Here is a 21,846-nt window from a genome sequence, read left to right as displayed (position 1 = left end):
CGACCTTATGCAGGCCGGCCCCGATTGGCTAGACGTCTAACCCAACCTTTTCAGTTGTTTTTCAGGCACCCATTTTCTTTTCGAGATTTTCGACGATCGCCTCGAAGAAACCTTCGGTCGTCAGCCAGTTCTGATCGGGGCCGATCAGCAGCGCGAGATCCTTGGTCATCTTGCCGCTTTCGACCGTCGCGACGCAGACTTTTTCAAGGTCGTCGGCGAACTTGATCAGTGCAGCATTGTCGTCGAGCTTGCCGCGATGCTTGAGGCCCCCGGTCCAGGCGAAGATCGACGCGATCGGGTTGGTCGACGTCGCCTTACCCTGCTGATGCATGCGATAGTGACGCGTGACGGTGCCGTGCGCGGCTTCCGATTCCACGGTCTGGCCGTCGGGGGTCATCAGCACGCTGGTCATCAGGCCGAGCGAGCCGAAGCCCTGCGCGACGGTGTCCGACTGGACGTCGCCGTCGTAATTCTTGCAGGCCCAGACGAACTTGCCGCTCCATTTGAGCGCCGAGGCGACCATGTCGTCGATCAGGCGATGCTCGTACACGATGCCGATTTCGTCGAACTTCGCCTTGAACTCGGCGTTGAAGACTTCTTCGAAGAGGTCCTTGAAGCGGCCGTCATAGGCCTTGAGGATTGTGTTCTTGGTCGACAGATACACCGGCCACTGGCGCGCGAGGCCGTAGTTCAGGCTGGCGCGCGCGAAGTCGCGGATCGAATCGTCGAGATTGTACATCCCCATCGCGACGCCCGACGACGGGAACTGGAACACTTCCTCGTCGATCAGCGTGCCGTCTTCGCCCTCGAACACAAGGCGCAGCTTGCCGGGACCGGGGACGCGGAAGTCGGTCGCCTTATACTGGTCGCCGAATGCGTGGCGGCCGACGACGATCGGGTCGGTCCAGCCGGGAACGAGGCGCGGGACGTTTTTCATGACGATCGGTTCGCGGAACACGACGCCGCCGAGGATGTTGCGGATCGTGCCGTTGGGCGACTTCCACATCTTTTTGAGGCCGAACTCTTCGACACGGGCTTCGTCGGGAGTGATCGTGGCGCACTTCACGCCGACGCCATATTTCTTGATCGCGTTCGCGGCTTCGACGGTGATCTTGTCGTCGGTGCGGTCGCGTTCCTCGATGCCGAGGTCGTAATAGTGCAAATCGACATCGAGATAGGGAAGAATCAGGCGCTCGCGGATCCATTGCCAGATGATCCGGGTCATTTCGTCGCCGTCGAGTTCGACGACCGGGTTGGCTACCTTGATCTTGCCCATGCGTTTCAGCCTTTTTCCTTGGGGAGTCGGAGTTGCAGCGGGCCTTAAGCAAAGCCGCGCGATTGTTCAACTGCCCCGTGGCACCCCTGACCGGTCGTGATCGCGGTGTCTTATTCCGTTGTCACGGCGGAATCGCCCCCCTAGAAGATGGGCCATGTCGACAACCATCTCTTCGAACCGTCCCGGCGGCGGCATCAAGTGGCGCTGGCCATCGGTGCACCCCGAGGGCCGAAAATTCCTTCTCATTGCGGGAATCATCACGCTCTGCTTCTGGCTCCTTGGCTGGGAGATAGTGGGCTGGCTGATGCTAGGTATCACCGTCTGGGTCGCGGCCTTTTTCCGCGATCCGGTACGGGTCACGCCGACCGGCAGCGACGTGATCGTCGCCCCCGCCGACGGGCTGGTGACCCAGATCGCGGAGGTTGCACCGCCGCCCGAGATCGCCGGCCCCGACGGCCTATCCGATGCGACAATGCTGCGCGTCTCGATCTTCATGAGCGTCTTCGACGTCCACATCAATCGCACCCCTGTTGCGGGGACGCTGCGCAAGCTCGTCTATATTCCTGGGAAATTCCTGAACGCCGACCTCGACAAGGCGAGCGAGGAGAATGAGCGCCAGCATTTCGTCGTCGAGCGCGCCGATGGTGTCCGGATCGGCTTCACCCAGATTGCCGGGCTGGTCGCACGGCGCATCATGCCCTTCGTCAGCATGGGGACCGAGCTTGGCACCGGCCAGCGTGTCGGGCTTATCCGTTTCGGCAGCCGCGTCGACGTCTATCTGCCTGGTGGCACCACGCCGCAAATCCTGCTCGGCCAGCGCGCGCTGGCGGGCGAGACGGTGATTGCGCGCATCGGCAAGTCCGAAATTCTCGACGGCGTCGGTCAATAATATGGCGGACGCGCCGCAGAGGGATGCAGGGCGCGAGCAGCGCCGGCTGGCCGGCATTCCGCTCCGTGCGTTCGCGCCTAATGCGATCACGGCGCTCGCGCTCTGCTTCGGGCTGACCGGCGTCCGTTTCGCGATCGGCGAGGAATGGGAAAAGGCGCTGGCGGCGGTGATCTTTGCCGGCGTGCTCGACGGGATGGACGGACGGATCGCGCGCCTGCTGCGTGCGCAGAGCAAATTCGGCGCCGAGCTCGATTCGCTTTCCGACGTGATCGCCTTCGGCGTCGCGCCAGCGATGATCCTGTTTCTCTGGTCGCTCGACAATGCGCCGAAGTTCGGTTGGACCGCAGCGTTGGCGCTCGCGGTCTGCTGCGCGCTGCGGCTTGCGCGCTTCAACTCGCGCCTCGACGCCGAGATCCAGCCGCACAAGGCCGCCGGCTTCATGACCGGCATTCCTGCGCCAGCGGGGGCGGGGCTGTCGTTCGTTCCCGTCTATCTGTGGCTGACCACTGGCAACGATCTGTTCCGAGAATGGTATGTCGTTATGCCATGGGCACTGGGCGTTGCGATGCTGATGATTTCCGCGATCCCGACCTATAGCTGGTCTTCGATACGCATCCGCAGATCCTGGCGGCTTTTCGCGCTTGCTGGGATTGGTCTGCTCGGAGCTGCGCTCGTCACTGCGCCCTGGCTGACGTTGCTCGCGATTTGCGCGCTCTATGTCGCGCTCCTGCCCTTTGGCATCGCAAGCTATACGAAAGTCAGGCGGCGCGGCTGAGCTGCGGTCGGGTGTAATCCGAACGAACCGCGCGCGACGCATCACGGCGCGCGGGTGAGCGGCGCAGTGTGATGACCTGCGATGCGGGGCCGGGCTGCGGCGCGGCATCGGCCGGGAAGGCACCTTCACCTAGCAGGGCCGAAAGAATCGCATTCTCGTTATTCTTCAACATCGCGAGGATGACGGTAAGGCCGAGCCCTGCGGCGACGGCAAAGAGGAGAGCGGCAGCGACCTGAACCATGATCTTGTCCTTCCGGCTTCTGTGTGCGAAACCTTTTGTTAACCAGCGACGGTTTCGTTGAGCATTTGGTTCCATGTTCTCGGTTTGTTCTCAAGCAAAATGCGACGAACGGAGTCGCTTTGTCGTCGGACCGAGTTTTCGGCGTGGCGGTCAACAAGCGCCTGAATCGCTGTTCGCCCTTGCGTTTCGCGGGCGAGCGGTCTAACGGGCCGCCCATTCCACATGGAAGGCGCACATACCGGTGCCGGGATATTCCGCTAGCGGATAGCTCGGTTCTTGCCTTTCAGAGGACTAACCGGAAGGAGAAAGACTATGGCGGCACCTGTCGTCACGATGCAGAATCTTATCGAAGCTGGCGCCCACTTCGGCCACCAGACCCACCGTTGGAACCCGCGCATGAAGCCGTATATCTTCGGCGCGCGCAACGGCATCCACATCCTCGACCTGTCGCAGACCGTGCCGCTCTTCGCGCGCGCGCTGGACTTCATCGCCTCGACCTCGGCCGCCGGCGGCAAGGTGCTGTTCGTTGGCACCAAGCGTCAGGCGCAGAGCCCGATCGCCGATGCGGCCCGTGCTTCGGGTCAGCACTTCGTCAACCACCGCTGGCTGGGCGGCATGCTCACCAACTGGAAGACGATCTCGAACTCGATCAAGCGCCTCAAGACGCTCGAAGAGCAGCTTTCGGGCGACACCTCGGGCCTCACCAAGAAGGAAGTCCTCAACCGCACCCGCGAACGTGACAAGCTGGAAATGTCGCTCGGCGGCATTCGCGACATGGGCGGCATTCCCGACGTGATGTTCGTGATCGACGCGAATAAGGAAGAGCTGGCGATCAAGGAAGCCAACGTTCTGGGTATCCCCGTCGTTGCGATCCTCGATTCTAACGTCTCGCCCGACGGCATCGCTTTCCCGGTTCCGGCGAACGATGACGCGGCGCGTGCGATCCGTTTGTACTGCGATGCGGTTGCCCAGGCGGCGACCCGTGGCGGCCAGCAGGCCCGCGCGAACCGTGGCGAGGATCTTGGCGCCGCTGTCGAGCCCGCCGCCGAAGCCGTGCTGACCGAAGAAGCCGCTCCGGCTGCCGAGGTTGCTGCGCCGGTGACCGAGGACGAACAGGTTCCGGCCGAAGCCGCTGCTGAAACCGAACGTCAGAGCGACGCCTAATCCGCTCCGTGAATGACGGGACGGCGCGGCATCCGCTGGCGCCGTCCCCTGTCATTCCTTTGACTTATCGCCCCGCCATGCGCGCGGGCGTCTCGCGGGCCGAAACGGGCCCGCCCTTTTGGAAAGGAATATCCCATGGCTGAGATTACGGCCGCTCTCGTCAAGGAATTGCGCGACCGCACTGGCGCCGGCATGATGGACTGCAAAAAGGCGCTCTCCGAAAACAACGGTGACATCGAAGCGTCGATCGACTGGCTGCGTACCAAGGGTCTCGCCGCCGCCGCCAAGAAGGCCGGCCGCGTCGCCGCCGAAGGTCTCGTCGGCTTTGCGACCGATGGCACCAAGGGCGCGCTCGTCGAGGTGAACAGCGAAACCGATTTCGTCGGCAAGAATGAGCAGTTCCAGGAATTCGTCCGCGAGGTGACCCAGGTCGCGCTCGCCGGCAATCTTTCGGACATCGAAGCGCTCGCCGCCGCTGCCTATCCCGGCGGTGGTACGGTCGCCGAGAAGCTGACCAGCAACATCGCGACGATCGGTGAAAACCAGTCGCTGCGCCGCAGCGTCATCGTCTCGGTGAACTCGGGCGTCGTCACGGGCTATGTCCATAACGCCGCCGCTCCGGGCATGGGCAAGATCGGCGTGTTGATCGCGCTCGAATCGACCGCCGGTGCCGACGTCCTCGAACCGCTGGGCAAACAGCTGGCGATGCATGTCGCCGCCGCGAACCCGCTGGCGCTGAACGGCGATGATCTCGACGCCGACCTCGTCGCCCGCGAACGCGCGATCGCAGAGGAGAAGGCGGCCCAGTCGGGCAAGCCCGCCGATATCGTCAGCAAGATGGTCGATGGCTCGATCGCGAAGTTCCGCAAGGAAAACGCGCTGCTGTCGCAGCTGTTCGTGATGGACGGCAAGACCCCGGTCGCCGAAGTCGTTGCCGCTGCCGGCAAGGATGTCGGCGCGACGATCACGCTCAAGGGCTTCGTCCGCTTCCAGCTCGGTGAAGGCATCGAGAAGGAAGAAAGCGATTTCGCGGCGGAAGTCGCGGCGGTCGCCGGCGTCTAAAAAGAAGAACCGGATTGCTGCGCTTCGGCGTGGCAGTCCGCTTGGCAATGGCGCGCGCCTTCACTAGGGTGCGCGCCATTCGCGTATGTAGAGTTTGCAAGAGGTTCCCCCCGACATGGCTTTGCCCGGCATGAAACGCATTTTGCTCAAGCTGTCGGGCGAGGCGCTGATGGGATCGACCCCCTTCGGTATCGACCCTGAAACGGTCGCGAGCATGGCGGCCGAGGTCAAGGGCGCGAAGGACAGCGGGCTCGAAATCTGCCTCGTCATCGGCGGTGGCAATATCTTTCGCGGGATGGCGGGCGCTGCCAAGGGCATGGACCGCGCGCAGGCCGATTATATGGGTATGCTCGCGACCGTGATGAACGCCCTGGCGATGCAGAATGCGCTCGAACAGCTCGGCGTCGAAACGCGCGTCCAGTCGGCGATCGAGATGGACAAGGTGTGCGAGCCGGTGATCCGCCGCCGCGCCGAACGCCATCTCGAAAAGGGCCGCGTCGTGATCTTTGCTGCCGGTGTCGGCGCGCCCTATTTCACCACCGACAGCGGCGCCGCGCTGCGCGCCGCCGAGATGAAGTGCGACGCGCTTCTGAAGGGCACTAGCGTCGATGGCGTTTACAATGCCGATCCCAAGAAGGACGCGAGCGCGGTGCGCTATGACAGCCTCAGCTACGACCGTGTGCTTGCCGACAATCTGAAAGTGATGGACGCGAGTGCGGTCGCGCTTTGCCGTGACAACAATATCCCGATCGTTGTGTTCAATATCCGCGAAGCCGGCAATCTGGCGCGCGTGTTGACGGGTGAGGGCGTTGCTACGATCGTCCGCGCCCACGCCTGAAAAGATCAAGAGAGGAAAGACAGATGGCGAAATATGACAAGGCCGACCTCGAGCGCCGCATGCACGGCGCCGTCGAATCGCTGAAGAGCGACCTGTCGGGCCTGCGCACGGGCCGCGCGCACACCGCGCTGCTCGATCCGGTAACGGTCGAGGTCTATGGCAGCCATATGCCGCTCAACCAGGTCGCCTCGGTCAGCGCCCCCGAACCGCGCATGCTGTCGGTGCAGGTGTGGGACAAGTCGAACGTCGGTCCGGTCGACAAGGCGATCCGATCGGCGGGCCTTGGTCTCAACCCGATCGTCGACGGTCAGACGCTTCGCCTGCCGATCCCCGAAATGACGCAGGAGCGCCGCAAGGAGCTGTCGAAGCTTGCCGGTCAATATGCCGAAAAGGCGCGCGTCGCGGCTCGCAACGTCCGCCGTGACGGCATGGACAATCTGAAGGCCGACGAGAATAAAAAGGAAATCAGCGAGGACGATCGCAAGCGCCACGAGACCGAGGTGCAGAAGCTGACCGACAGCACGATCGCCGAAATCGACGCCGCTGCGACCGCCAAGGAAAAGGAAATTCTGGGCTAGTGGACCCAATGGTCGCCCGGACCCGGTATCTGACATGACGACGCCAGCCGCCCCCCACGGCGCCCGCCACGTTGCCATCATCATGGATGGCAACGGCCGCTGGGCCAAGAAGCGCTTTCTGCCGCGCGTCGCGGGTCATAAGGCAGGGGTCGATGCGGTACGCACGATCGTGCGCGAGGCAGCGAAAATGGGACTGGAGGCAATGACTCTCTATGCCTTTTCTTCGGAAAACTGGAAACGGCCCGAGGAAGAGGTCAGCGACCTGATGGGGCTGATGAAGCGCTTCATCCTCAGCGATCTCGAAGAATTTGCGGCGAACGACGTCCGGCTCCAGATCATCGGCGACTGGCGCGCGCTGGCGCCCGATGTCGTCGAGCTGATCCAGGGGGCGCTCGACCGCACCGCCGGGAACAAGCGCACGACGCTGGCGGTCGCGCTCAACTATGGCGCGCAGGACGAACTGGTGCGCGCGGCCAACGCCGCTGCGGCGGGCGGTGCGATCACGGCGGAGACGATCGAGGCCAACCTCGATACCGCCGACCTGCCGCCGCTTGATCTGCTGATTCGCACCTCTGGCGAGGTGCGGCTGTCGAACTTCCTGCTCTGGCAGTCGGCCTACGCCGAACTCTATTTCACCGACACATTATGGCCCGACTTCGGGCCCGCCGACCTTCAAGCGGCACTCGATCATTTTGCACGGCGTGAACGCCGCTACGGGGGGCTTTGAACTATGGCAGCGGGCAAGTCTGACCTCTGGACGCGCGTGGGATCGGCGATCGTGATGTTCGCGATCGCGGGGACCGCGCTGTGGTTCGGCGGGATCGCCTTCGGCTTGCTTCTGCTCGTGGGCGGCGCGCTCGTCATCGTTGAATGGCTCGCGCTCGTGCGCGCGATGGGGCTGGGCGGCGGCGCCAAGGCGGCGCTCACCGTGCTGGGTCCGGTCGCGATCCTCGGCGCGATGACTGGTCTCTGGTTCATCCGCGACGCGCTCGGCATGACGGCCGCGCTATGGGTGTTCGGCATGGTCTGGGCGACCGACATCGGCGCCTATTTCGCCGGCCGGGCCTTTGGCGGAGCGCGCCTTGCGCCGAAAATCAGCCCGTCAAAGACTTGGTCGGGTCTGATCGGCGGCATGATCGCGGCGCTCGTCGTGGGTTCGACGATCGCTGACCGCGGCGGGATTCTCGGCGTGCCGTTGTGGATCGGCCTGATCATGGGGCTGATCGCGCAGCTCGGCGACCTCGGTCAAAGCTGGATGAAGCGCAGCGCGGGGGTCAAGGATTCGGGCAAGCTTATCCCCGGCCATGGCGGACTTTTCGATCGCGTCGACGGATTGCTGCCTGTGGCGCTCATCCTCGGTGGACTGGCCTTTGCCGGGCAGCTCGCCGTGCGGGCGGCCGGCTGACATGCGGCGCCTCTCGCTGTTCGGCGCCACGGGATCGGTCGGGCAATCGACCCTCGATCTTGTCCGGCGCGACGGTGATACCTGGCGGGTCTCCGTGCTGACCGCCAATTGCGACGTTGTCGAACTCGCAAAGCTCGCTAAGGAATTCCGTCCCGATATCGCCGTCGTCGCCGATGAAAGCTGCCACGACGCGCTGAAGAATGCGCTCGCCGGAACCGGAATCGAGACCGCGGCGGGTGCCGCCGCGCTTGTCGAGGCGGCGCGGCGCCCGACCGACCTTGTCTTGGCGGCGATCGTCGGCATCGCCGGGCTCGCCCCGACGATGGCGGCGCTTGAGGCGGGCACCAACGTCGCGCTCGCCAACAAGGAGGCGCTCGTCTCGTCGGGCGAGTTGATGACCGCCGCCGCGAAGAAATCGGGCGCGACGATCCTGCCGATCGACAGCGAGCATAATGCGATCTTCCAGTGCCTCGCGGGCGGCAGGATCGAGCAGGTCCGCCGGATCATCCTGACCGCCAGCGGCGGGCCGTTCCGCACGATGAGCGCCGCTGACATGGCGCGCGTCACCCCCGCGCAGGCGGTCGCGCACCCGAACTGGTCGATGGGCGCCAAGATCAGCGTCGATTCGGCGACGATGATGAACAAGGGCCTCGAACTGATCGAGGCGCACCATCTGTTCCCTGTCGGGCTCGACCGCATCGAAATCCTCGTCCACCCGCAATCGGTGATTCACAGCCTCGTCGAATATATCGACTGCTCGACCCTCGCCCAGCTCGGTTCGCCCGATATGCGGATTCCGATCAGCAGTGCGCTCGCCTGGCCGGAGCGGATGGCGACGCCGTGTGCGCCGCTCGACCTCGCAAGCATCGCGCGGCTCGATTTCGAAGCGCCTGACGAAGTGCGCTTTCCCGCTACCGCGCTGTGCCGCGCCGCAATTGCAGAGGGCGGTGCGCGCCCGGCTCAGCTCAACGCGGCTAATGAGGTGGCTGTGGCGGCATTTCTCGCCGGGCGCATCGCGTTTCCGGCGATCGTCGATACGGTGCGCCGCGTGATCGATGCCGGGGCGCCGGCAGTACCGGCTTCGCTTCAGGACATATTCAGCGTGGATGCCGCATCGCGCGCGGCTGCCCAGCAATTTGTGGACCAATACGAACATGCATAATGTGCCGCTCTGGCTCTATCTTGTCGGCTTCCTGCTGGTTCTCGGCCCCCTCGTCTTCGTGCACGAATATGGCCATTATATCGTCGGGCGCTGGTGCGGGGTGAAGGCGGACGCGTTTTCGATCGGTTTCGGGCGCAGGATCGTCGGCTGGACCGATAAGCGCGGGACCGAATGGAAGATCGGCTGGCTGCCGCTGGGCGGCTATGTCCAGTTCGCGGGCGACCGCGACGCAGTGAGCCAGCCTGACGCAGAATGGCAGCAACTGCCCGAAGACCAGCGTTCGCACACCTTTCCCGCCCAACCGGTCTGGAAGCGCGCGCTCATCGTGCTGGCGGGACCGCTCACCAATTTCCTTTTCGCGATCCTGATATTTGCAGCGTTCGGCATGGCCTATGGCGTGCCCCAGACCCCACCGGTCATTGGCAGCATCGCCCCGAAAAGCGCCGGGGCGGCGGCCAAGCTGCAAGTCGGTGATCGCATCGTCGCGATCAACGGCCAGACCATGGAAAATTTCGAGGATATCCGGATGGCGGTCAGTTACGACCTCGGCAAGCCGGCGCGTCTAGATATCCAGCGCGGTCAGGATCGTTTCGATCTGACGCTGCGTCCGCAGATCATCACCGAAACGGACCCGTTCGGAAACAAGTCCGAACGCGCGATCATCGGCATCCTGCCGGCCAATCCCGTCTACACGACCGTCGGCCCGATCGACGCGGTGCAGGCTGCGACGAGCCAGACGTGGGCGCTGGTGCGGATGACGGGCAATATCCTCGGCCAGTTCGTGACCGGTCAGCGATCGGTGAAGGACATGGGCGGACCGGTTCGGATCGCCAAGCAATCGGGTGAAATGGCCAGCCTCGGGCCGGAAGCGCTGATCTTCTTCATCGCGTTCGTCTCCATCAATCTGGGGTTCATAAATTTGTTGCCATTGCCGATGCTCGATGGAGGACATCTGGCTTTCTACGCCTATGAGGCGGTTCGGCGGCGTCCGGCGCCTGCTGCGGCGCAGGAATGGGCGTTTCGAGTCGGCTTTATGGCGCTCGTGACGCTGATGCTGGTCGTGACTTTCAACGATTTGGGCTCAATCGGGGTCTGGGACCGGATCGCGCGCTTGATTGGTTAGGCGGACTGGGGCAGGAGTGCGCGCGGACCCGTAAGCGGGCGGGTCTGTCGCTTTTGAGTTATTTTTGCGGGATGAACAGCGTGGCTTCACAAAAAATCCGGGCGCGGACCCAGCTATCGGCGCTTCTTATGGCTGGAACCATGCTCGCCTGGCCGGCAGCGGCGCTCCAGGCTCAGGAAGTCCAGCCGACTGCGGCGCCCGCGGCGAACGTTCCGGCGCCCGCCGGCGAGGCGACCCCGACTGCGACGACGGTGAAGTCGATCACGGTCGTCGGAAACCAGCGCCTCGAGGCGCAGACGATCCTGTCGTATCTGCGTCTGCGCGTGGGCCAGAACTATAATCGTGCAATGCTTGATCAGGCATTGAAGGATCTTGCCGCCACCGAGCTGTTCAAGGATTACCAGATCAGCGACGACAATGGCGCGCTGACGATCCAGGTCACCGAAAACCCGGTGATCAACCGCGTCATCCTGGAAGGCAACAAACGCCTGAAGGAAGACAAGATCCGGCCCGAGATCAAGCTCGCGCCGCGCCAGATATTTACCCGCTCGAAGGTCCGCGCCGACGTCGCGCGCATCATCGAACTGTACAAGCGTCAGGGCCGCTTCGCCGCGACTGTCGAGCCGAAGATGGTGTCGCTCGACCAGAACCGCGTCGACGTGGTGTTCGAAATCAACGAAGGGCCGAAGTCGAAGGTCCGCCAGATCAACATCATCGGCAACGAAAAGTTCAGCGATGGCGATCTCAAGGACGAGATGGCGACCAAGCAGTCGAGCCTGATGACGATCCTGTCGTCGAACACCAGCTACGACCCTGATCGCCTCGCTTACGACCAGCAGAAGCTCCGTCTTTTCTACCTGCAGAACGGCTATGCCGACTTCCGCGTCATTTCGGCGGTCGCCGAGCTGACCAGCAACAAGCAGGACTTCATCATCACCTATGTCGTTGAGGAAGGCGAACGCTACAAGTTCGGCAACGTCGACGTGAAGAGTGAACTGCGCGACTTCAAGCCGGAGATGCTGCAGAAGCTGCTGCCGATGAAGACCGGCGACTGGTATAATGCCAAGCAGGTCGAGGACACGGTCGAAAGCCTCAGCGAGACCGCGGGCCTGTTCGGCTATGCCTTTGCCGACATCAACCCCGAATTCCATCGCAATCCCGATACGCGCACGATGGATATCACTTTCGATGTCGGCGAAAGCCCGCGTACCTACGTGGAGCGCATCGACGTCAACGGCAACACGCTGACCCATGACAAGGTCGTGCGCCGCGAGTTCCGTCTGAACGAAGGCGATGCCTTCAACAGCTTTGCTGTCAAGCGCACCGAAAACCGCCTCAACAGCCTTGGTTATTTCCAGGAAAATCTGGAGATCGATCGCAAGGAAGGCTCGACCCCCGATCGCATCATTCTCGAAACCAATGTCGAGGAAAAGCCGACGGGCGAACTGTCGCTGTCGGCCGGCTTCTCGTCGATCGAGAATTTCCTGCTCCAGGGCTCGATCCGCCAACGCAACTTTCGCGGCCTTGGTCAGCAGCTTCAGGCGTCGGTCAACTATTCGAGCTATTCGAAGTCGATCGAGCTCGGCTTTACCGAGCCCTATCTGTTCGACCGCAACATCTCGATCGGGGGCAGCGTTTATCGCCGCGACCTTAATTCGTTCAACTTCATCAATAACGACCGTCAGACGACCTTCCAGCAGACGACGACGGGTGCCCAGATCAATATCGGCGTGCCGCTCACCGAGTTTATGTCGTTCTTCGGCCGTTACACGCTGAATTTCGACGATGTTTCGCTCGACAAGGGGCTGTATTACTTCGGCGGCCAGTGCGATCCGCTCGTCGCGGGCCGTTATCTCTGCGACGCGATCGGCAAACGCACGACCTCGCTGCTCGGCTATACGCTGGCTTATGACGATCGCGATAACCGCCTGCGCCCGACGCGCGGCCAGTCGCTCTCGCTCAGCCAGGATTTTGCGGGCCTTGGTGGCAGTGTGAAATATGCGCGTACCCGCGTTCAGGGCAGCAAGCACTTCAATCTCGGAAACCGGTTCATCCTGAACGTCTCGGGTGAGGGCGGCTATATCTACCCCTTCGGCGGACGCCCGACCCCGACGAGCGACAAGGTCCGCCTCGTCGACCGCTTCCAGCTCGGCGAGCCGCAGATGCGCGGTTTCGACATTCGCGGTATTGGTCCGCGCGTCATCCGCTTCACCGACGTCAATCTCGATAATCCGGCAGCTCCGGTGTTGAATGCCGATCTTTCGAACCGGAACAACCTGATCGACGATGCACTGGGCGGGCGCGCATATTATCAGGGCCGTATCGAGATGGATATTCCGCTCGGTACCGGTGCCAAGGAAATGGGCCTGCGCCCGTCGATCTTCCTCGACGTTGGCTCGGTGTGGAGCGTGAAGCGTCCGACGCTGACCACGCTCGCCGATTTCAAAGATCCGTCGGACAATCTGACCAAGTACAAGTGCCGCAACGCGACCACCGGCGACGTCAAGTTTGCGACGCTGACCCCGGGCAGCACGACGCTATATTCGACCTGCGACATCGCCAACGGCTATTCGTCGCTCGCCCCGTTCGAAGAGCGCTTCTATGGCGACAGCTGGATGCCGCGTGTCGCGATCGGCGCGGGTGTCAACTGGAACTCTCCCTTCGGCCCCTTCCGGATCGATTTCGCTTATGCCCTCCGCAAAGAAGAGGGTGACGATACAAAACGCTTCTCATTCAACGTAGGAACCCAATTCTGATGAAGAAAATTCTCACCGCTTCGGCGCTCGCAATCGCAGCGCTGTCGGTCTCGCCAATGCTCGCCGCTCCTGCGGCTGCGCAGGCGAAGGCCGTCGCCATCGCCGACGTTCGTGTGGCCGCCGCCCGGTCGAACGCCTTCACGGTCGCCTCGCAGCAGATTCAGACGACCTACAAGGCCCAGCTCGATCAGCAGGAAACCCGTGGTCAGACGCTGCAGGCCGAAATGAACGTCCTCATCGCCAAATATAACGAAGAGGCGAAGAAGAATCCGCAGAACCAGACCACGCTGCAGGCAGCGGCTAAGGCCGTGCAGGACAAGCGTCAGGCGGCGTCGGCCGAACTCGAGCAGATCGGCGCGCCGGTTGAACTCGCGCTTGCCTATGTCGAGGATCAGATCAGCGTTCGCATGAACGATGCGATCAAGGCCGCGATGACCGCCAAGAAGGTTGATCTGCTGCTTCAGCCCGACGCGGTGCTGGCGCGCGAGAACAACGTCGACCTCACCGACGCCGTCGTCGTCGAACTCAACAAGATCCTGCCGTCGGTCACGATCACGCCGCCGGCGGGTTACAAGCCCGGCCAGCTCGTCCAGCAGCGCAATCAGCAGCTGATGGACGCGGCGCGCGCGGCACAGCCCGGTGCGGCTCCGGCCACGGCACCCGCCGGCACCCCGGCGCCCACGCGCTAAGTGCTGTGAGCGACGGAGAAACGACAGGCGAAGCTTTGGGCTCGGCGGATATCCGCCGGGTCCTCAGCCTGCTGCCGCATCGCTATCCGATGCTGCTCGTCGACCGTGTGGTATCGATGGTGAAAGACACCTCGATCCATGCGGTCAAGGCGGTGACGATGAACGAGCCCTTCTTTCAAGGGCATTTTCCCGGCCGGCCGATCATGCCCGGCGTCCTCATCGTCGAGGCGCTGGCACAGGCTGGCGGCGTTCTGGCGATCGAATCGCTGGGCCTCGCCGGATCCGGAAAGCTCGTCTATTTCATGGGCATCGACGGCGTGAAGTTCCGCAAACCCGTGGAACCCGGCCACCTGCTCGACCTGCACGTCTCGATCCTTCAGGCGAAGCGGAATATCTGCAAGTTCGAAGGGCGTGCAATGCTCGACGGCCAGCTGGCTACCGAGTGCCAGTTTACCGCGATGATCGCCGACCCGCCCAGCGACTAAGCAAGACTTGCAAAATCAGGCTTTCGCCGTTAGGGGCAGCCGCTTCGCGGGCCCCGTGACGGGGAAAGCATCGACTCAAGCCTGCCGGTCGGAACCGGCGGCACAGGAGCCAAGAGATGAAAAAAGACGTTCACCCCGACTATCACATGATCACGGTCAAGATGACCGATGGCACCGAATATCAGACGCGCTCGACCTGGGGCAAAGAGGGCGACGTGATGACGCTCGAAATCGACCCGACGGCGCACCCGGCATGGACCGGCGGCACGGGTCGTCTGCTCGACGCGGGCGGTCAGGTTGCGAAGTTCAACAAGCGCTTCGGTGGTCTCACCCTCAAGCGCTAATTCGCTTCCTCAGCCGAGGACTTTTGCAAGCGCGCTTTGCCAGCCGGCAAGGCGCGTTTTGCGTTTCTGGGCGTCGAGTGCCGGCGTGAACCGCGTCGCGGTGCCACGCATGGTCTTCGCCGCACTCGCCAGATCGGTGTAAATCCCGGCGCCGGTCGCTGCGAGCATCGCGGCGCCCAGCGCCGTGCTTTCGACAAAGGCGGGCCGCTCGACCGATATGTCGAGCATGTCGGCCAGATCCTGCGCCATCCAGTCGTTCGCGGCCATGCCGCCGTCGATACGAACCTCGGCCCAGTCGACGCCATCGGCGGCGAACGCCGATTTCAGGTCATGCGCCTGATAGGCCTGTGCCTCCAGCGCGGCGCGCGCGACGTGCGCCTTGCTGCTGGCAAAGCTGAGGCCCGACAGCGCGGCGAGCGCATCGGGCCGCCAGTGCGGCGCGCCGAGTCCGGCGAGGGCCGGGACCAGATAGACCCCGCCATTGTCGAGCACTGAGCGCGCAAGGCCTTCGCTCTCGCTGGCGCTCGCCAGCAGACCCAGCCCATCGCGCAGCCATTTGATCAGGCTGCCTGCGACGAAGACCGACCCTTCGAGCGCGTAGGAGCGCGTATCGCCTTCCTGCACCAGCACGGTGGCGAGCAGGCGGTTGGTCGATACCGGACGCGTCGTTCCGCTCGCCGACAGAATGAAGGCGCCGGTGCCGAAAGTCGCCTTGGTCTGTCCGGGCAAAAGGCACGCCTGGCCGATGGTCGCGGCCTGCTGGTCGCCGGCCATGCCCGAGATCGGGATCGCGCCGCCGAACAGCGCCGGGTCGGTCATACCGACGGTCGTGGTGCAGCCGGTGATTTCGGGGAGCAGGCCCATCGGTACTCCGAGCAAGTCGCAAAGCTCCGCATCCCAGCCGCCGTCGCCGTTGATATCCATCAGCAGCGTGCGCGACGCATTGCTGGCATCGGTCACGTGAACGCCGCCGGTCAGGCGATAGATCAGATAGGATTCGACCGTGCCCACGGCAAGCCGGTCCCCGACTTCCTTCAGCTGCGGCCAATGTTTCAGCGCCCAGCCGATCTTGGTGCCCGAGAAATAGGGATCGAGGAGCAGGCCGCTCTTCGCCTGCGCCATCGGCTCGTGCCCGGCCTCCTTGAGCGCCGCGCAGTCGGCCGCCGAGCGCCGGTCTTGCCAGACGATTGCGGGGGCGAGGGGTTCGCCGGTCCTGCGGTCCCAGAATACGACGGTCTCGCGCTGGTTGGTGATACCGATCGCGGCGACGGCGCTTGCGCCGCCGGCCTGCTCGATCATCTCGCGCGTGCAGGCGAGGGTGGCGTCCCAGATTTCGGCCGCGTCATGCTCGACCAGACCGGGGCCGGGATAATGTTGCCGGAACTCGCGCTGTGCGCTGCCAAGCGGCGTGCCGTCGGCAGCGAAAAGCATCGTGCGGGTCGACGTCGTGCCTTCGTCGATAACGATGATCTTCTCGGCCATATTGCTCTCCCTCTTTCGCATTTGATGACGAAAGAAAGGCGCGGCGACAAGGCGTGCGACACTTACATTCGTAACCACCTTGCAAAATTGCGCCGGCTGTGCCATATCTTGTGCAGCGCAGCATGGCGGACCGATCCGCCGCAACCACCGGCAGCGTGATTTTCCCGCCCGAAACAGGCGCGGGACGAGCCGGACCAGCGCTTTGTCCCCAGAGGCACCCTTTCACGCGGGTCGTTTCGAACCCGCGGCCGTGCGCCGTCCGTTCGATGCGAACGGATGCGCCTGCGCGTCGCTCTATGTGAGTATATTATGACGACTTTCAACGACTTTGGCCTGCACGCCGACATCAGCCGTGCGCTCGCCGCCAAGGATTACACCACCCCGACCCCGATCCAGACGCAGGCGATTCCGCCGCTGATGAAGGGCCGCGACCTGTGCGGTATCGCGCAGACGGGCACCGGCAAGACCGCGGGCTTTTCGCTGCCCTCGATCCATCACCTGATCACCTATCCGCACAAGACCAACCCGCGCAGCTGCCGCATGCTCATACTCGCGCCGACGCGCGAACTCGCGGCGCAGATCGCGCAGAGCTGCCGCGACTATGGCCGCTTCACCAAGCTGCGCGTATCGACCGTTTTCGGCGGCGTGCCGATCAACAAGCAGATCCGCGACCTCGCGCAGGGCGTCGAAATCCTCGTCGCCACGCCCGGCCGCCTGCTCGACCTGATCGACCAGCGCGCGCTGCGCCTCGACGATGTCGAGATCTTCGTCCTCGATGAAGCCGACCAGATGATGGACATGGGTTTCATCCACTCGCTGCGCCGTATCGCCAAGCTGCTGCCCTCGCGCCGCCAGAACCTGTTCTTCTCGGCGACGATGCCCAAGGAAATCGCGCATCTTGCCGAACAGTTCCTCGAGGATCCGGTCACCGTGTCGGTGACGCCGGCGGCGACGACCGTGGAAAAGATCAGCCAATATTCGACCTTCGTCGAGCAGAAGGAAAAGCAGGCGCTGCTCCATTCGGTGATCGCGAGCGAGGACATCGACCGCGCGCTGATCTTCACCCGCACCAAGCATGGCGCCGACCGCGTCGTGCGTCATCTGGCGGGCGCGGGCATCAAGGCGATGGCGATCCATGGCAACAAGAGCCAGTCGCAGCGCACCCACGCGCTGCAGGCCTTCCGCTCGGGCGAGATCAAGCTGCTCGTCGCGACCGACATTGCCGCGCGCGGCATCGACGTGTCGGGCGTCAGCCATGTGATCAACTTCGAGATCCCGAACGTTCCCGAGCAATATGTCCACCGCATCGGCCGCACCGCGCGCGCCGGCGCCGAGGGTAAGGCAATCAGCTTCATTGCGCCCGACGAGCGTCCGTACATGCGCGATATCGAGCGCGTCACCCGGTCCAAATCCGAGCCGATGCCGCTGCCCGAGAATTTCAACGAGCTGGTACGCAATCTGCCGAAGCCGGCGCAGCCGCCGCGCGATACCGGCAGCAAGGGACGCAATCCCCAGCGCCAGCGCGACGAAGCGACGCGTGGCCGCGGCGGTCAAAAGCCGGGCGGCGATCGCGGCCCGCGCCGTGACGCTGCGCCCGCCGGCGAAGGGGCGGAGGGTCAGCGCAAGCGCCGCTTCCGCCCGCGCAACAAGAGCGTCGGCGCACACAAGGGTGCGGTCAAGCGCGTCGGTTGACGCTAGTCGTCCATCCGCTACCCTCGCCGCCATAACAGGGAGAGGGTAGCGGATGACGGACGGCGCGGGCGCAGCAACACCGCCAGTCGGTAGCGGGCAAAGCGAACGCAAGGTCATCCTTGCCTCGTCGCTCGGCACCGTTTTCGAATGGTATGATTTCTACCTCTACGGCCTGCTCGCGACGATCATCTCGGCGCAATTCTTTTCGGGCGTCAACGAAACAACCGGCTTCATCTTCGCGCTAGCGGCCTTTGCTGCAGGCTTTGCGGTCAGGCCGTTCGGCGCGCTCGTCTTCGGGCGCATCGGCGATCTTGTCGGTCGCAAGAACACCTTCCTCGTGACGATGGGTCTGATGGGCGCCTCGACCTTCCTCGTCGGCGTGCTGCCAAGCTATGCGACGATCGGCGTCGCGGCACCGGTGCTGCTCGTCCTGCTCCGTCTGGTGCAGGGCCTCGCGCTCGGCGGCGAATATGGCGGCGCTGCCACTTATGTTGCCGAGCACGCGCCTGAGGGGAAGCGCGGCCTCTTCACCAGCTTCATCCAGACCACTGCCACACTCGGCCTGTTCGCGGCGCTGCTCGTCGTCATCGCGACGCGCTCGCTCCTCGGCGAAGAAGTGTTCGCCGACTGGGGCTGGCGCATCCCCTTCCTGATTTCGGTCATCCTGCTCGGCGTCTCGCTCTGGATCCGCCTTCAGCTCGAGGAAAGCCCCGTCTTCAAACAGATGAAGGAGGAGGGGACGACCTCGAAGGCGCCGCTGACCGAAGCGTTCGGCCGCTGGGTGAACCTCAAATGGGTGATTGTGGCGCTGGTCGGTGCCGTCGCGGGGCAGGCGGTCGTCTGGTACACCGGGCAATTCTATGCCCTTTTCTTCCTTGAAAAGATGCTGAAGGTCGATGGCGCGACCGCGAACATCCTGATCGCCGTCGCGCTCGCGCTCGGCACGCCCTTCTTCATCCTCTTTGGCTGGCTTAGCGACAGGGTTGGCCGCAAGCCGATCATTCTGGCCGGCTGTGCGCTTGCCGCGCTCACCTATTTTCCGGCATTCCAGATGCTGACCAGCGCCGCCAATCCGGCACTCGCGCAGGCGCAGGCGAGGGCGCCGGTGACGGTGATTGCCAACCCGGCAGCTTGCTCATTCCAGTTTGATCCGGTGGGCAAGAACAAGTTCGATCAAACAGCCTGCGATGTTGCGAAATCCTATCTGGCCAAGGCTGGCATTCCATATGTTTCGCAAGGCGCGGCGAACGACCGCGCGGCAGTGGTGATCGGGGAAGCCAGGATCACGATCTCTAGTCCGCAGGGAGGCGTAGGCCCCGGCATGAATGCGGCAGGCATTCCTTACCGCCTGACCGAGTTGCAAGCCGCTCTCGAAGCCGCAGGCTACCCCGCCAAGGCGGACCCCGCGCGGATCAACAAGCCGCTCGTCGTCGCGATCCTGTTCTGGCTCGTTCTGCTCGTGACGATGGTCTACGGCCCGATCGCCGCGCTGCTCGTCGAACTGTTTCCCAGCCGCATCCGCTACACCGCCATGTCGCTGCCCTACCATATAGGCAACGGCTGGTTCGGCGGCTTCCTGCCGACAACGGCTTTCGCTATGGTCGCTGCGACGGGTAACATCTATTACGGTCTCTGGTATCCGGTCGTCGTCGCGGTGATCACCGTCATAGCGGGGCTGCTGTTCCTGCCAGAAACATTCCGCCGGCCCATCCACCAATAGGACAGATTGACGGCACGCCCCCAGGGGTTAGGCTTTGACAGCTCTGAGGGGGGCGTGATGCAGACGATCGACGAGGATGATTTCGAGACCACGCCGCCGCCGCGGCCGCTGTTCCGGCGCAAGCGGGTGCTCATCCCGCTCGTGCTGCTGCTCGCTATCGTCGCCATCTTCCTTGCGCTGCGCACATCGGACACCGACCGCGACGAGATGATCGCCAAATATGGCGGTCCGAACGCGGCCTTTGCCGCCGGGCCCGCAGGGCAGCAAATTCATTACCGCGATCAGGGGCGCCGCGACGGCCCCGCGATCATTCTTCTTCATGGCGCGAATTCCAGCCTCCAGACGTGGGAGCCGCTCGCGAAGCGGCTGGGCGCGACCTATCGCATCGTGACGCTTGACCTGCCGGGGCATGGGCTGACCGGCGGCACCCCCGACAAGGACTATGATGCCGACGGCATGATCGCGGCGGTCGATGTCGTTGCGGCCAAGCTCGGCCTCGACCATTTCACGCTCGGCGGCAATTCGATGGGCGGTTGGGTCGCTTGGCGTTATGCGCTGGCGGAGCCCGAACGCGTCGATGCGCTGCTGCTCCTCGACGCCGCCGGCATGCCGCTCCGCAAGGGGGAGAAAGCACCGCCGTCGAACATCGGCTTCCGCATCCTGCAATATCCGCTGGGCCGCTGGCTCGCGACGCAGATCACGCCGCGCTCGCTGGTCGAGGAATCGCTGCGCGGCTCGGTTGCGAAGCAGGATATCGTCGATGACGCGATGATCGATCGCTATTGGGAGCTGCTGCGCTTTCCCGGCAATCGTGAGGCCACGGTGCTGCGCGCGCGGATCGACCGCGAACCCGCAATGGCGGCCCGGGTAGGCGAGATCAAGGCGCCCACTTTGATCCTCTTCGGCAAGCAGGACCGGCTGATCAACCCGACCGCGGCCGAGACTTTCCAAGAACGCATCGCCGGGTCAGAGGTCGTGCTTCTCGATGGCATCGGCCATCTGCCAATGGAGGAAGCGCCCGACGCGACCGCCGCGGCGATCGCCAATTTCCTCAAGCGGCGGCTTGTTCCGCGGCCGGCGCGTCCAGAAACGCACTGATCCTCGCCGCGATGGCGGCGGCGTGGGTAAAGGGGAACAGGTGCGAACCCGGCACCACCTCCAGCACCGCGCCGTCGATCAGGTCGGCGATCGTCTGGCCATGGCATGCGGGCACGACCCCGTCGCGCTCGCCCATCAGGATCAGCACGGGGACATTTTTGAGGTGCGGCAGCATCGCGGCGCTCGTCCACCCCGCCATCGCCATCGTCTGATAGGCGAGGCCCAGCGGCGTCGCAGTCGGCAGCTTCAGCCCGCTGGCGAGCATGTCGTCGTCCAGAAGCGCCGCCCAGCCGATCCCCGGTGCACTGACGGACGGCGTCGTCGCCATGAGCACCAGCCGGCGCACGCGGCCGGGAAACTGCACCGCGACCTGCTGCGCCAGCGCGCCGCCCCAGCTGAACCCCGCGACGTCGATCTGCTTGTGACCGAAACGGTCGGCGATCTCCATGACGACCGCCGCCATCGTCGGCGCGCCATAGGGGAGCAGCGCATCGGGCGAGCCGCCGACGCCGGGCATGTCGAGCGTCCAGACTTCGCGGTCATGGATCTGCGCGAGCAGCGGTGCCGCGGTGGCAATATCGGCGCCAATGCCATTGAGGAACAGCAGCGGCGTTCCGGGTGCGCCAGCGCGCCAACGCGCGACGCGAAGTTGCATCCCGTAAACATGCTCGGTGCCGAGGGTGGGGTTGCCGCTGATCCTGCTCATGCCCCAGCCTTGGCACAAGCGGATGACGGACGGAAGTCCGCCGAACGCTACGCTTTCGCTTCGGCGGCCGCCTTTGCCGCCTGTTCATAGCGCAGGCAGTCGAAAATCTTGGCGCCCGCGAGGAAGACCGACCCGCTGCACGCCGCCATCAACAGATGGCCGCCAAAGCCCGGAAACTGGTCGAGATAGGCGTGGCCGCGGGCCATGGCGCCGACCGCGAGGGCATAGATGATCAGGCACGCTTCGAAGCGGGTCTTGATAACGAACAGGCGTCCGATTTTCTTCAGCATCACCGTCATCCAAAGCAAGGGATGTGCCAGTGGCGCAAATCGGGGATTCGACACCAGCGGCTTATGGTAAA

At 63.9% G+C, this 21,846-nt stretch carries 22 protein-coding genes; 17 read left to right on the top strand and 5 right to left on the bottom strand.

Annotation, left to right across the window (positions count from 1 at the left end):
* Positions 1-61: 61 nt before the first annotated feature.
* Positions 62-1,276 (bottom strand): NADP-dependent isocitrate dehydrogenase, encoded by a 1,215-nt coding sequence (locus ACQY80_RS02975; RefSeq protein WP_428683499.1) that lies wholly within the window; start codon positions 1,274-1,276, stop codon positions 62-64.
* Positions 1,277-1,430: 154 nt separating this feature from the next.
* Between ACQY80_RS02975 and ACQY80_RS02970 the strand changes: the two genes are divergently transcribed.
* Together ACQY80_RS02970 and ACQY80_RS02965 are read left to right on the top strand one after the other, a co-directional pair.
* Complete coding sequence (locus ACQY80_RS02970; protein WP_428683497.1) at positions 1,431-2,165, top strand: phosphatidylserine decarboxylase; 735 nt, start codon at positions 1,431-1,433, stop codon at positions 2,163-2,165.
* Between the two features lies 1 nt (position 2,166).
* Entirely contained in the window at positions 2,167-2,940 is a 774-nt protein-coding gene (locus ACQY80_RS02965; RefSeq protein ID WP_428683495.1) for a CDP-alcohol phosphatidyltransferase family protein, read from the top strand.
* On the opposite strand, the gene ACQY80_RS02960 is transcribed toward ACQY80_RS02965, so the two are convergent.
* On the bottom strand, positions 2,924-3,181 hold the full coding sequence (locus ACQY80_RS02960) for a hypothetical protein (protein WP_428683493.1): 258 nt from the start codon (positions 3,179-3,181) through the stop codon (positions 2,924-2,926). The genes ACQY80_RS02965 and ACQY80_RS02960 overlap by 17 nt on opposite strands.
* Positions 3,182-3,493: 312 nt before the next feature.
* Here ACQY80_RS02960 and rpsB point away from each other — a divergent pair, with 312 nt between their 5' ends.
* The 12 genes from rpsB (at position 3,494) to rpmE (ending at position 14,787) form a co-directional block, all read left to right on the top strand.
* The gene (gene rpsB / locus ACQY80_RS02955; RefSeq protein ID WP_428683491.1) at positions 3,494-4,345 is read left to right on the top strand and encodes a 30S ribosomal protein S2; all 852 of its coding nucleotides are present in this window, start codon (positions 3,494-3,496) and stop codon (positions 4,343-4,345) included.
* Positions 4,346-4,480: 135 nt separating this feature from the next.
* Complete coding sequence (tsf, locus tag ACQY80_RS02950; RefSeq protein ID WP_428683489.1) at positions 4,481-5,407, top strand: translation elongation factor Ts; 927 nt, start codon at positions 4,481-4,483, stop codon at positions 5,405-5,407.
* 115 nt (positions 5,408-5,522) lie between these two features.
* Complete coding sequence (gene pyrH, locus ACQY80_RS02945; protein WP_428683487.1) at positions 5,523-6,245, top strand: UMP kinase; 723 nt, start codon at positions 5,523-5,525, stop codon at positions 6,243-6,245.
* Positions 6,246-6,268: 23 nt separating this feature from the next.
* Positions 6,269-6,823, top strand: coding sequence for a ribosome recycling factor (frr, locus tag ACQY80_RS02940; RefSeq protein WP_428683485.1), 555 nt, complete (start codon positions 6,269-6,271; stop codon positions 6,821-6,823).
* 34 nt (positions 6,824-6,857) lie between these two features.
* Complete coding sequence (gene uppS / locus ACQY80_RS02935) at positions 6,858-7,550, top strand: polyprenyl diphosphate synthase (protein ID WP_428683483.1); 693 nt, start codon at positions 6,858-6,860, stop codon at positions 7,548-7,550.
* 3 nt (positions 7,551-7,553) lie between these two features.
* Positions 7,554-8,228: a phosphatidate cytidylyltransferase gene (locus ACQY80_RS02930; protein ID WP_428683481.1), complete on the top strand. Its 675-nt coding sequence runs from the start codon at positions 7,554-7,556 to the stop codon at positions 8,226-8,228.
* 1 nt (position 8,229) lies between these two features.
* Positions 8,230-9,390 (top strand): 1-deoxy-D-xylulose-5-phosphate reductoisomerase, encoded by a 1,161-nt coding sequence (locus ACQY80_RS02925; protein WP_428683479.1) that lies wholly within the window; start codon positions 8,230-8,232, stop codon positions 9,388-9,390.
* Positions 9,383-10,513, top strand: coding sequence for an RIP metalloprotease RseP (rseP, locus tag ACQY80_RS02920; protein ID WP_428683477.1), 1,131 nt, complete (start codon positions 9,383-9,385; stop codon positions 10,511-10,513). Before ACQY80_RS02925 ends, rseP begins: the two co-directional genes overlap by 8 nt.
* A 71-nt stretch (positions 10,514-10,584) precedes the next feature.
* Positions 10,585-13,269 carry an outer membrane protein assembly factor BamA gene (gene bamA, locus ACQY80_RS02915; protein WP_428683475.1) on the top strand — a complete coding sequence of 895 codons (2,685 nt, stop codon included), beginning with the start codon at positions 10,585-10,587 and terminating at the stop codon, positions 13,267-13,269.
* Complete coding sequence (locus ACQY80_RS02910) at positions 13,269-13,958, top strand: OmpH family outer membrane protein (protein WP_428683473.1); 690 nt, start codon at positions 13,269-13,271, stop codon at positions 13,956-13,958. The genes bamA and ACQY80_RS02910 overlap by 1 nt, the downstream gene beginning before the upstream one ends.
* 5 nt (positions 13,959-13,963) lie before the next feature.
* Positions 13,964-14,443, top strand: a complete 480-nt coding sequence (gene fabZ, locus ACQY80_RS02905) for a 3-hydroxyacyl-ACP dehydratase FabZ (RefSeq protein WP_428683471.1) — start codon at positions 13,964-13,966, stop codon at positions 14,441-14,443.
* Between the two features lie 116 nt (positions 14,444-14,559).
* Positions 14,560-14,787 carry a 50S ribosomal protein L31 gene (rpmE, locus tag ACQY80_RS02900; RefSeq protein WP_037555096.1) on the top strand — a complete coding sequence of 76 codons (228 nt, stop codon included), beginning with the start codon at positions 14,560-14,562 and terminating at the stop codon, positions 14,785-14,787.
* 9 nt (positions 14,788-14,796) lie between these two features.
* Here rpmE and ACQY80_RS02895 read toward each other — a convergent pair whose 3' ends face one another.
* Complete coding sequence (locus ACQY80_RS02895) at positions 14,797-16,269, bottom strand: glycerol kinase (protein ID WP_428683469.1); 1,473 nt, start codon at positions 16,267-16,269, stop codon at positions 14,797-14,799.
* 309 nt (positions 16,270-16,578) lie between these two features.
* Between ACQY80_RS02895 and ACQY80_RS02890 the strand changes: the two genes are divergently transcribed.
* From ACQY80_RS02890 to ACQY80_RS02880, 3 genes are read left to right on the top strand one after another with little or no spacing between them, the layout of a single operon-like run.
* Positions 16,579-17,961 carry a DEAD/DEAH box helicase gene (locus tag ACQY80_RS02890; RefSeq protein WP_428683467.1) on the top strand — a complete coding sequence of 461 codons (1,383 nt, stop codon included), beginning with the start codon at positions 16,579-16,581 and terminating at the stop codon, positions 17,959-17,961.
* Between the two features lie 52 nt (positions 17,962-18,013).
* Positions 18,014-19,681 (top strand): MFS transporter, encoded by a 1,668-nt coding sequence (locus ACQY80_RS02885; protein ID WP_428683465.1) that lies wholly within the window; start codon positions 18,014-18,016, stop codon positions 19,679-19,681.
* Positions 19,682-19,738: 57 nt separating this feature from the next.
* Positions 19,739-20,779, top strand: a complete 1,041-nt coding sequence (locus tag ACQY80_RS02880; protein WP_428683463.1) for an alpha/beta fold hydrolase — start codon at positions 19,739-19,741, stop codon at positions 20,777-20,779.
* Here ACQY80_RS02880 and ACQY80_RS02875 read toward each other — a convergent pair.
* Together ACQY80_RS02875 and ACQY80_RS02870 are read right to left on the bottom strand one after the other, a co-directional pair.
* On the bottom strand, positions 20,733-21,485 hold the full coding sequence (locus ACQY80_RS02875) for an alpha/beta fold hydrolase (protein WP_428683461.1): 753 nt from the start codon (positions 21,483-21,485) through the stop codon (positions 20,733-20,735). The two genes, ACQY80_RS02880 and ACQY80_RS02875, sit on opposite strands and share 47 nt — an antisense overlap.
* A gap of 47 nt (positions 21,486-21,532) precedes the next feature.
* Entirely contained in the window at positions 21,533-21,775 is a 243-nt protein-coding gene (locus tag ACQY80_RS02870) for a hypothetical protein (protein ID WP_428683459.1), read from the bottom strand.
* Between the last annotated feature and the right edge of the window lie 71 nt (positions 21,776-21,846).

Origin of the sequence: Sphingopyxis sp. (genome assembly GCF_965279755.1) — a bacterium.
Taxonomy (GTDB): domain Bacteria; phylum Pseudomonadota; class Alphaproteobacteria; order Sphingomonadales; family Sphingomonadaceae; genus Sphingopyxis.
Note: the sequence above shows the minus strand (reverse complement) of the source record. Positions and strands in the feature narration are given on the sequence as shown.

Excerpts from the sequence above, each read along its gene's own strand:
- ACQY80_RS02975 (WP_428683499.1), bottom strand. The coding sequence starts at position 1,276 with ATGGGCAAGATCAAGGTAGCCAACCCGGTCGTCGAACTCGACGGCGAC.
- ACQY80_RS02970 (WP_428683497.1), top strand. The coding sequence starts at position 1,431 with ATGTCGACAACCATCTCTTCGAACCGTCCCGGCGGCGGCATCAAGTGG.
- ACQY80_RS02965 (WP_428683495.1), top strand. The coding sequence starts at position 2,167 with ATGGCGGACGCGCCGCAGAGGGATGCAGGGCGCGAGCAGCGCCGGCTG.
- ACQY80_RS02960 (WP_428683493.1), bottom strand. The coding sequence starts at position 3,181 with ATGGTTCAGGTCGCTGCCGCTCTCCTCTTTGCCGTCGCCGCAGGGCTC.
- rpsB (WP_428683491.1), top strand. The coding sequence starts at position 3,494 with ATGGCGGCACCTGTCGTCACGATGCAGAATCTTATCGAAGCTGGCGCC.
- tsf (WP_428683489.1), top strand. The coding sequence starts at position 4,481 with ATGGCTGAGATTACGGCCGCTCTCGTCAAGGAATTGCGCGACCGCACT.
- pyrH (WP_428683487.1), top strand. The coding sequence starts at position 5,523 with ATGGCTTTGCCCGGCATGAAACGCATTTTGCTCAAGCTGTCGGGCGAG.
- frr (WP_428683485.1), top strand. The coding sequence starts at position 6,269 with ATGGCGAAATATGACAAGGCCGACCTCGAGCGCCGCATGCACGGCGCC.
- uppS (WP_428683483.1), top strand. The coding sequence starts at position 6,858 with ATGACGACGCCAGCCGCCCCCCACGGCGCCCGCCACGTTGCCATCATC.
- ACQY80_RS02930 (WP_428683481.1), top strand. The coding sequence starts at position 7,554 with ATGGCAGCGGGCAAGTCTGACCTCTGGACGCGCGTGGGATCGGCGATC.
- ACQY80_RS02925 (WP_428683479.1), top strand. The coding sequence starts at position 8,230 with ATGCGGCGCCTCTCGCTGTTCGGCGCCACGGGATCGGTCGGGCAATCG.
- rseP (WP_428683477.1), top strand. The coding sequence starts at position 9,383 with ATGCATAATGTGCCGCTCTGGCTCTATCTTGTCGGCTTCCTGCTGGTT.
- bamA (WP_428683475.1), top strand. The coding sequence starts at position 10,585 with ATGAACAGCGTGGCTTCACAAAAAATCCGGGCGCGGACCCAGCTATCG.
- ACQY80_RS02910 (WP_428683473.1), top strand. The coding sequence starts at position 13,269 with ATGAAGAAAATTCTCACCGCTTCGGCGCTCGCAATCGCAGCGCTGTCG.
- rpmE (WP_037555096.1), top strand. The coding sequence starts at position 14,560 with ATGAAAAAAGACGTTCACCCCGACTATCACATGATCACGGTCAAGATG.
- ACQY80_RS02895 (WP_428683469.1), bottom strand. The coding sequence starts at position 16,269 with ATGGCCGAGAAGATCATCGTTATCGACGAAGGCACGACGTCGACCCGC.
- ACQY80_RS02890 (WP_428683467.1), top strand. The coding sequence starts at position 16,579 with ATGACGACTTTCAACGACTTTGGCCTGCACGCCGACATCAGCCGTGCG.
- ACQY80_RS02885 (WP_428683465.1), top strand. The coding sequence starts at position 18,014 with ATGACGGACGGCGCGGGCGCAGCAACACCGCCAGTCGGTAGCGGGCAA.
- ACQY80_RS02880 (WP_428683463.1), top strand. The coding sequence starts at position 19,739 with ATGCAGACGATCGACGAGGATGATTTCGAGACCACGCCGCCGCCGCGG.
- ACQY80_RS02875 (WP_428683461.1), bottom strand. The coding sequence starts at position 21,485 with ATGAGCAGGATCAGCGGCAACCCCACCCTCGGCACCGAGCATGTTTAC.
- ACQY80_RS02870 (WP_428683459.1), bottom strand. The coding sequence starts at position 21,775 with ATGCTGAAGAAAATCGGACGCCTGTTCGTTATCAAGACCCGCTTCGAA.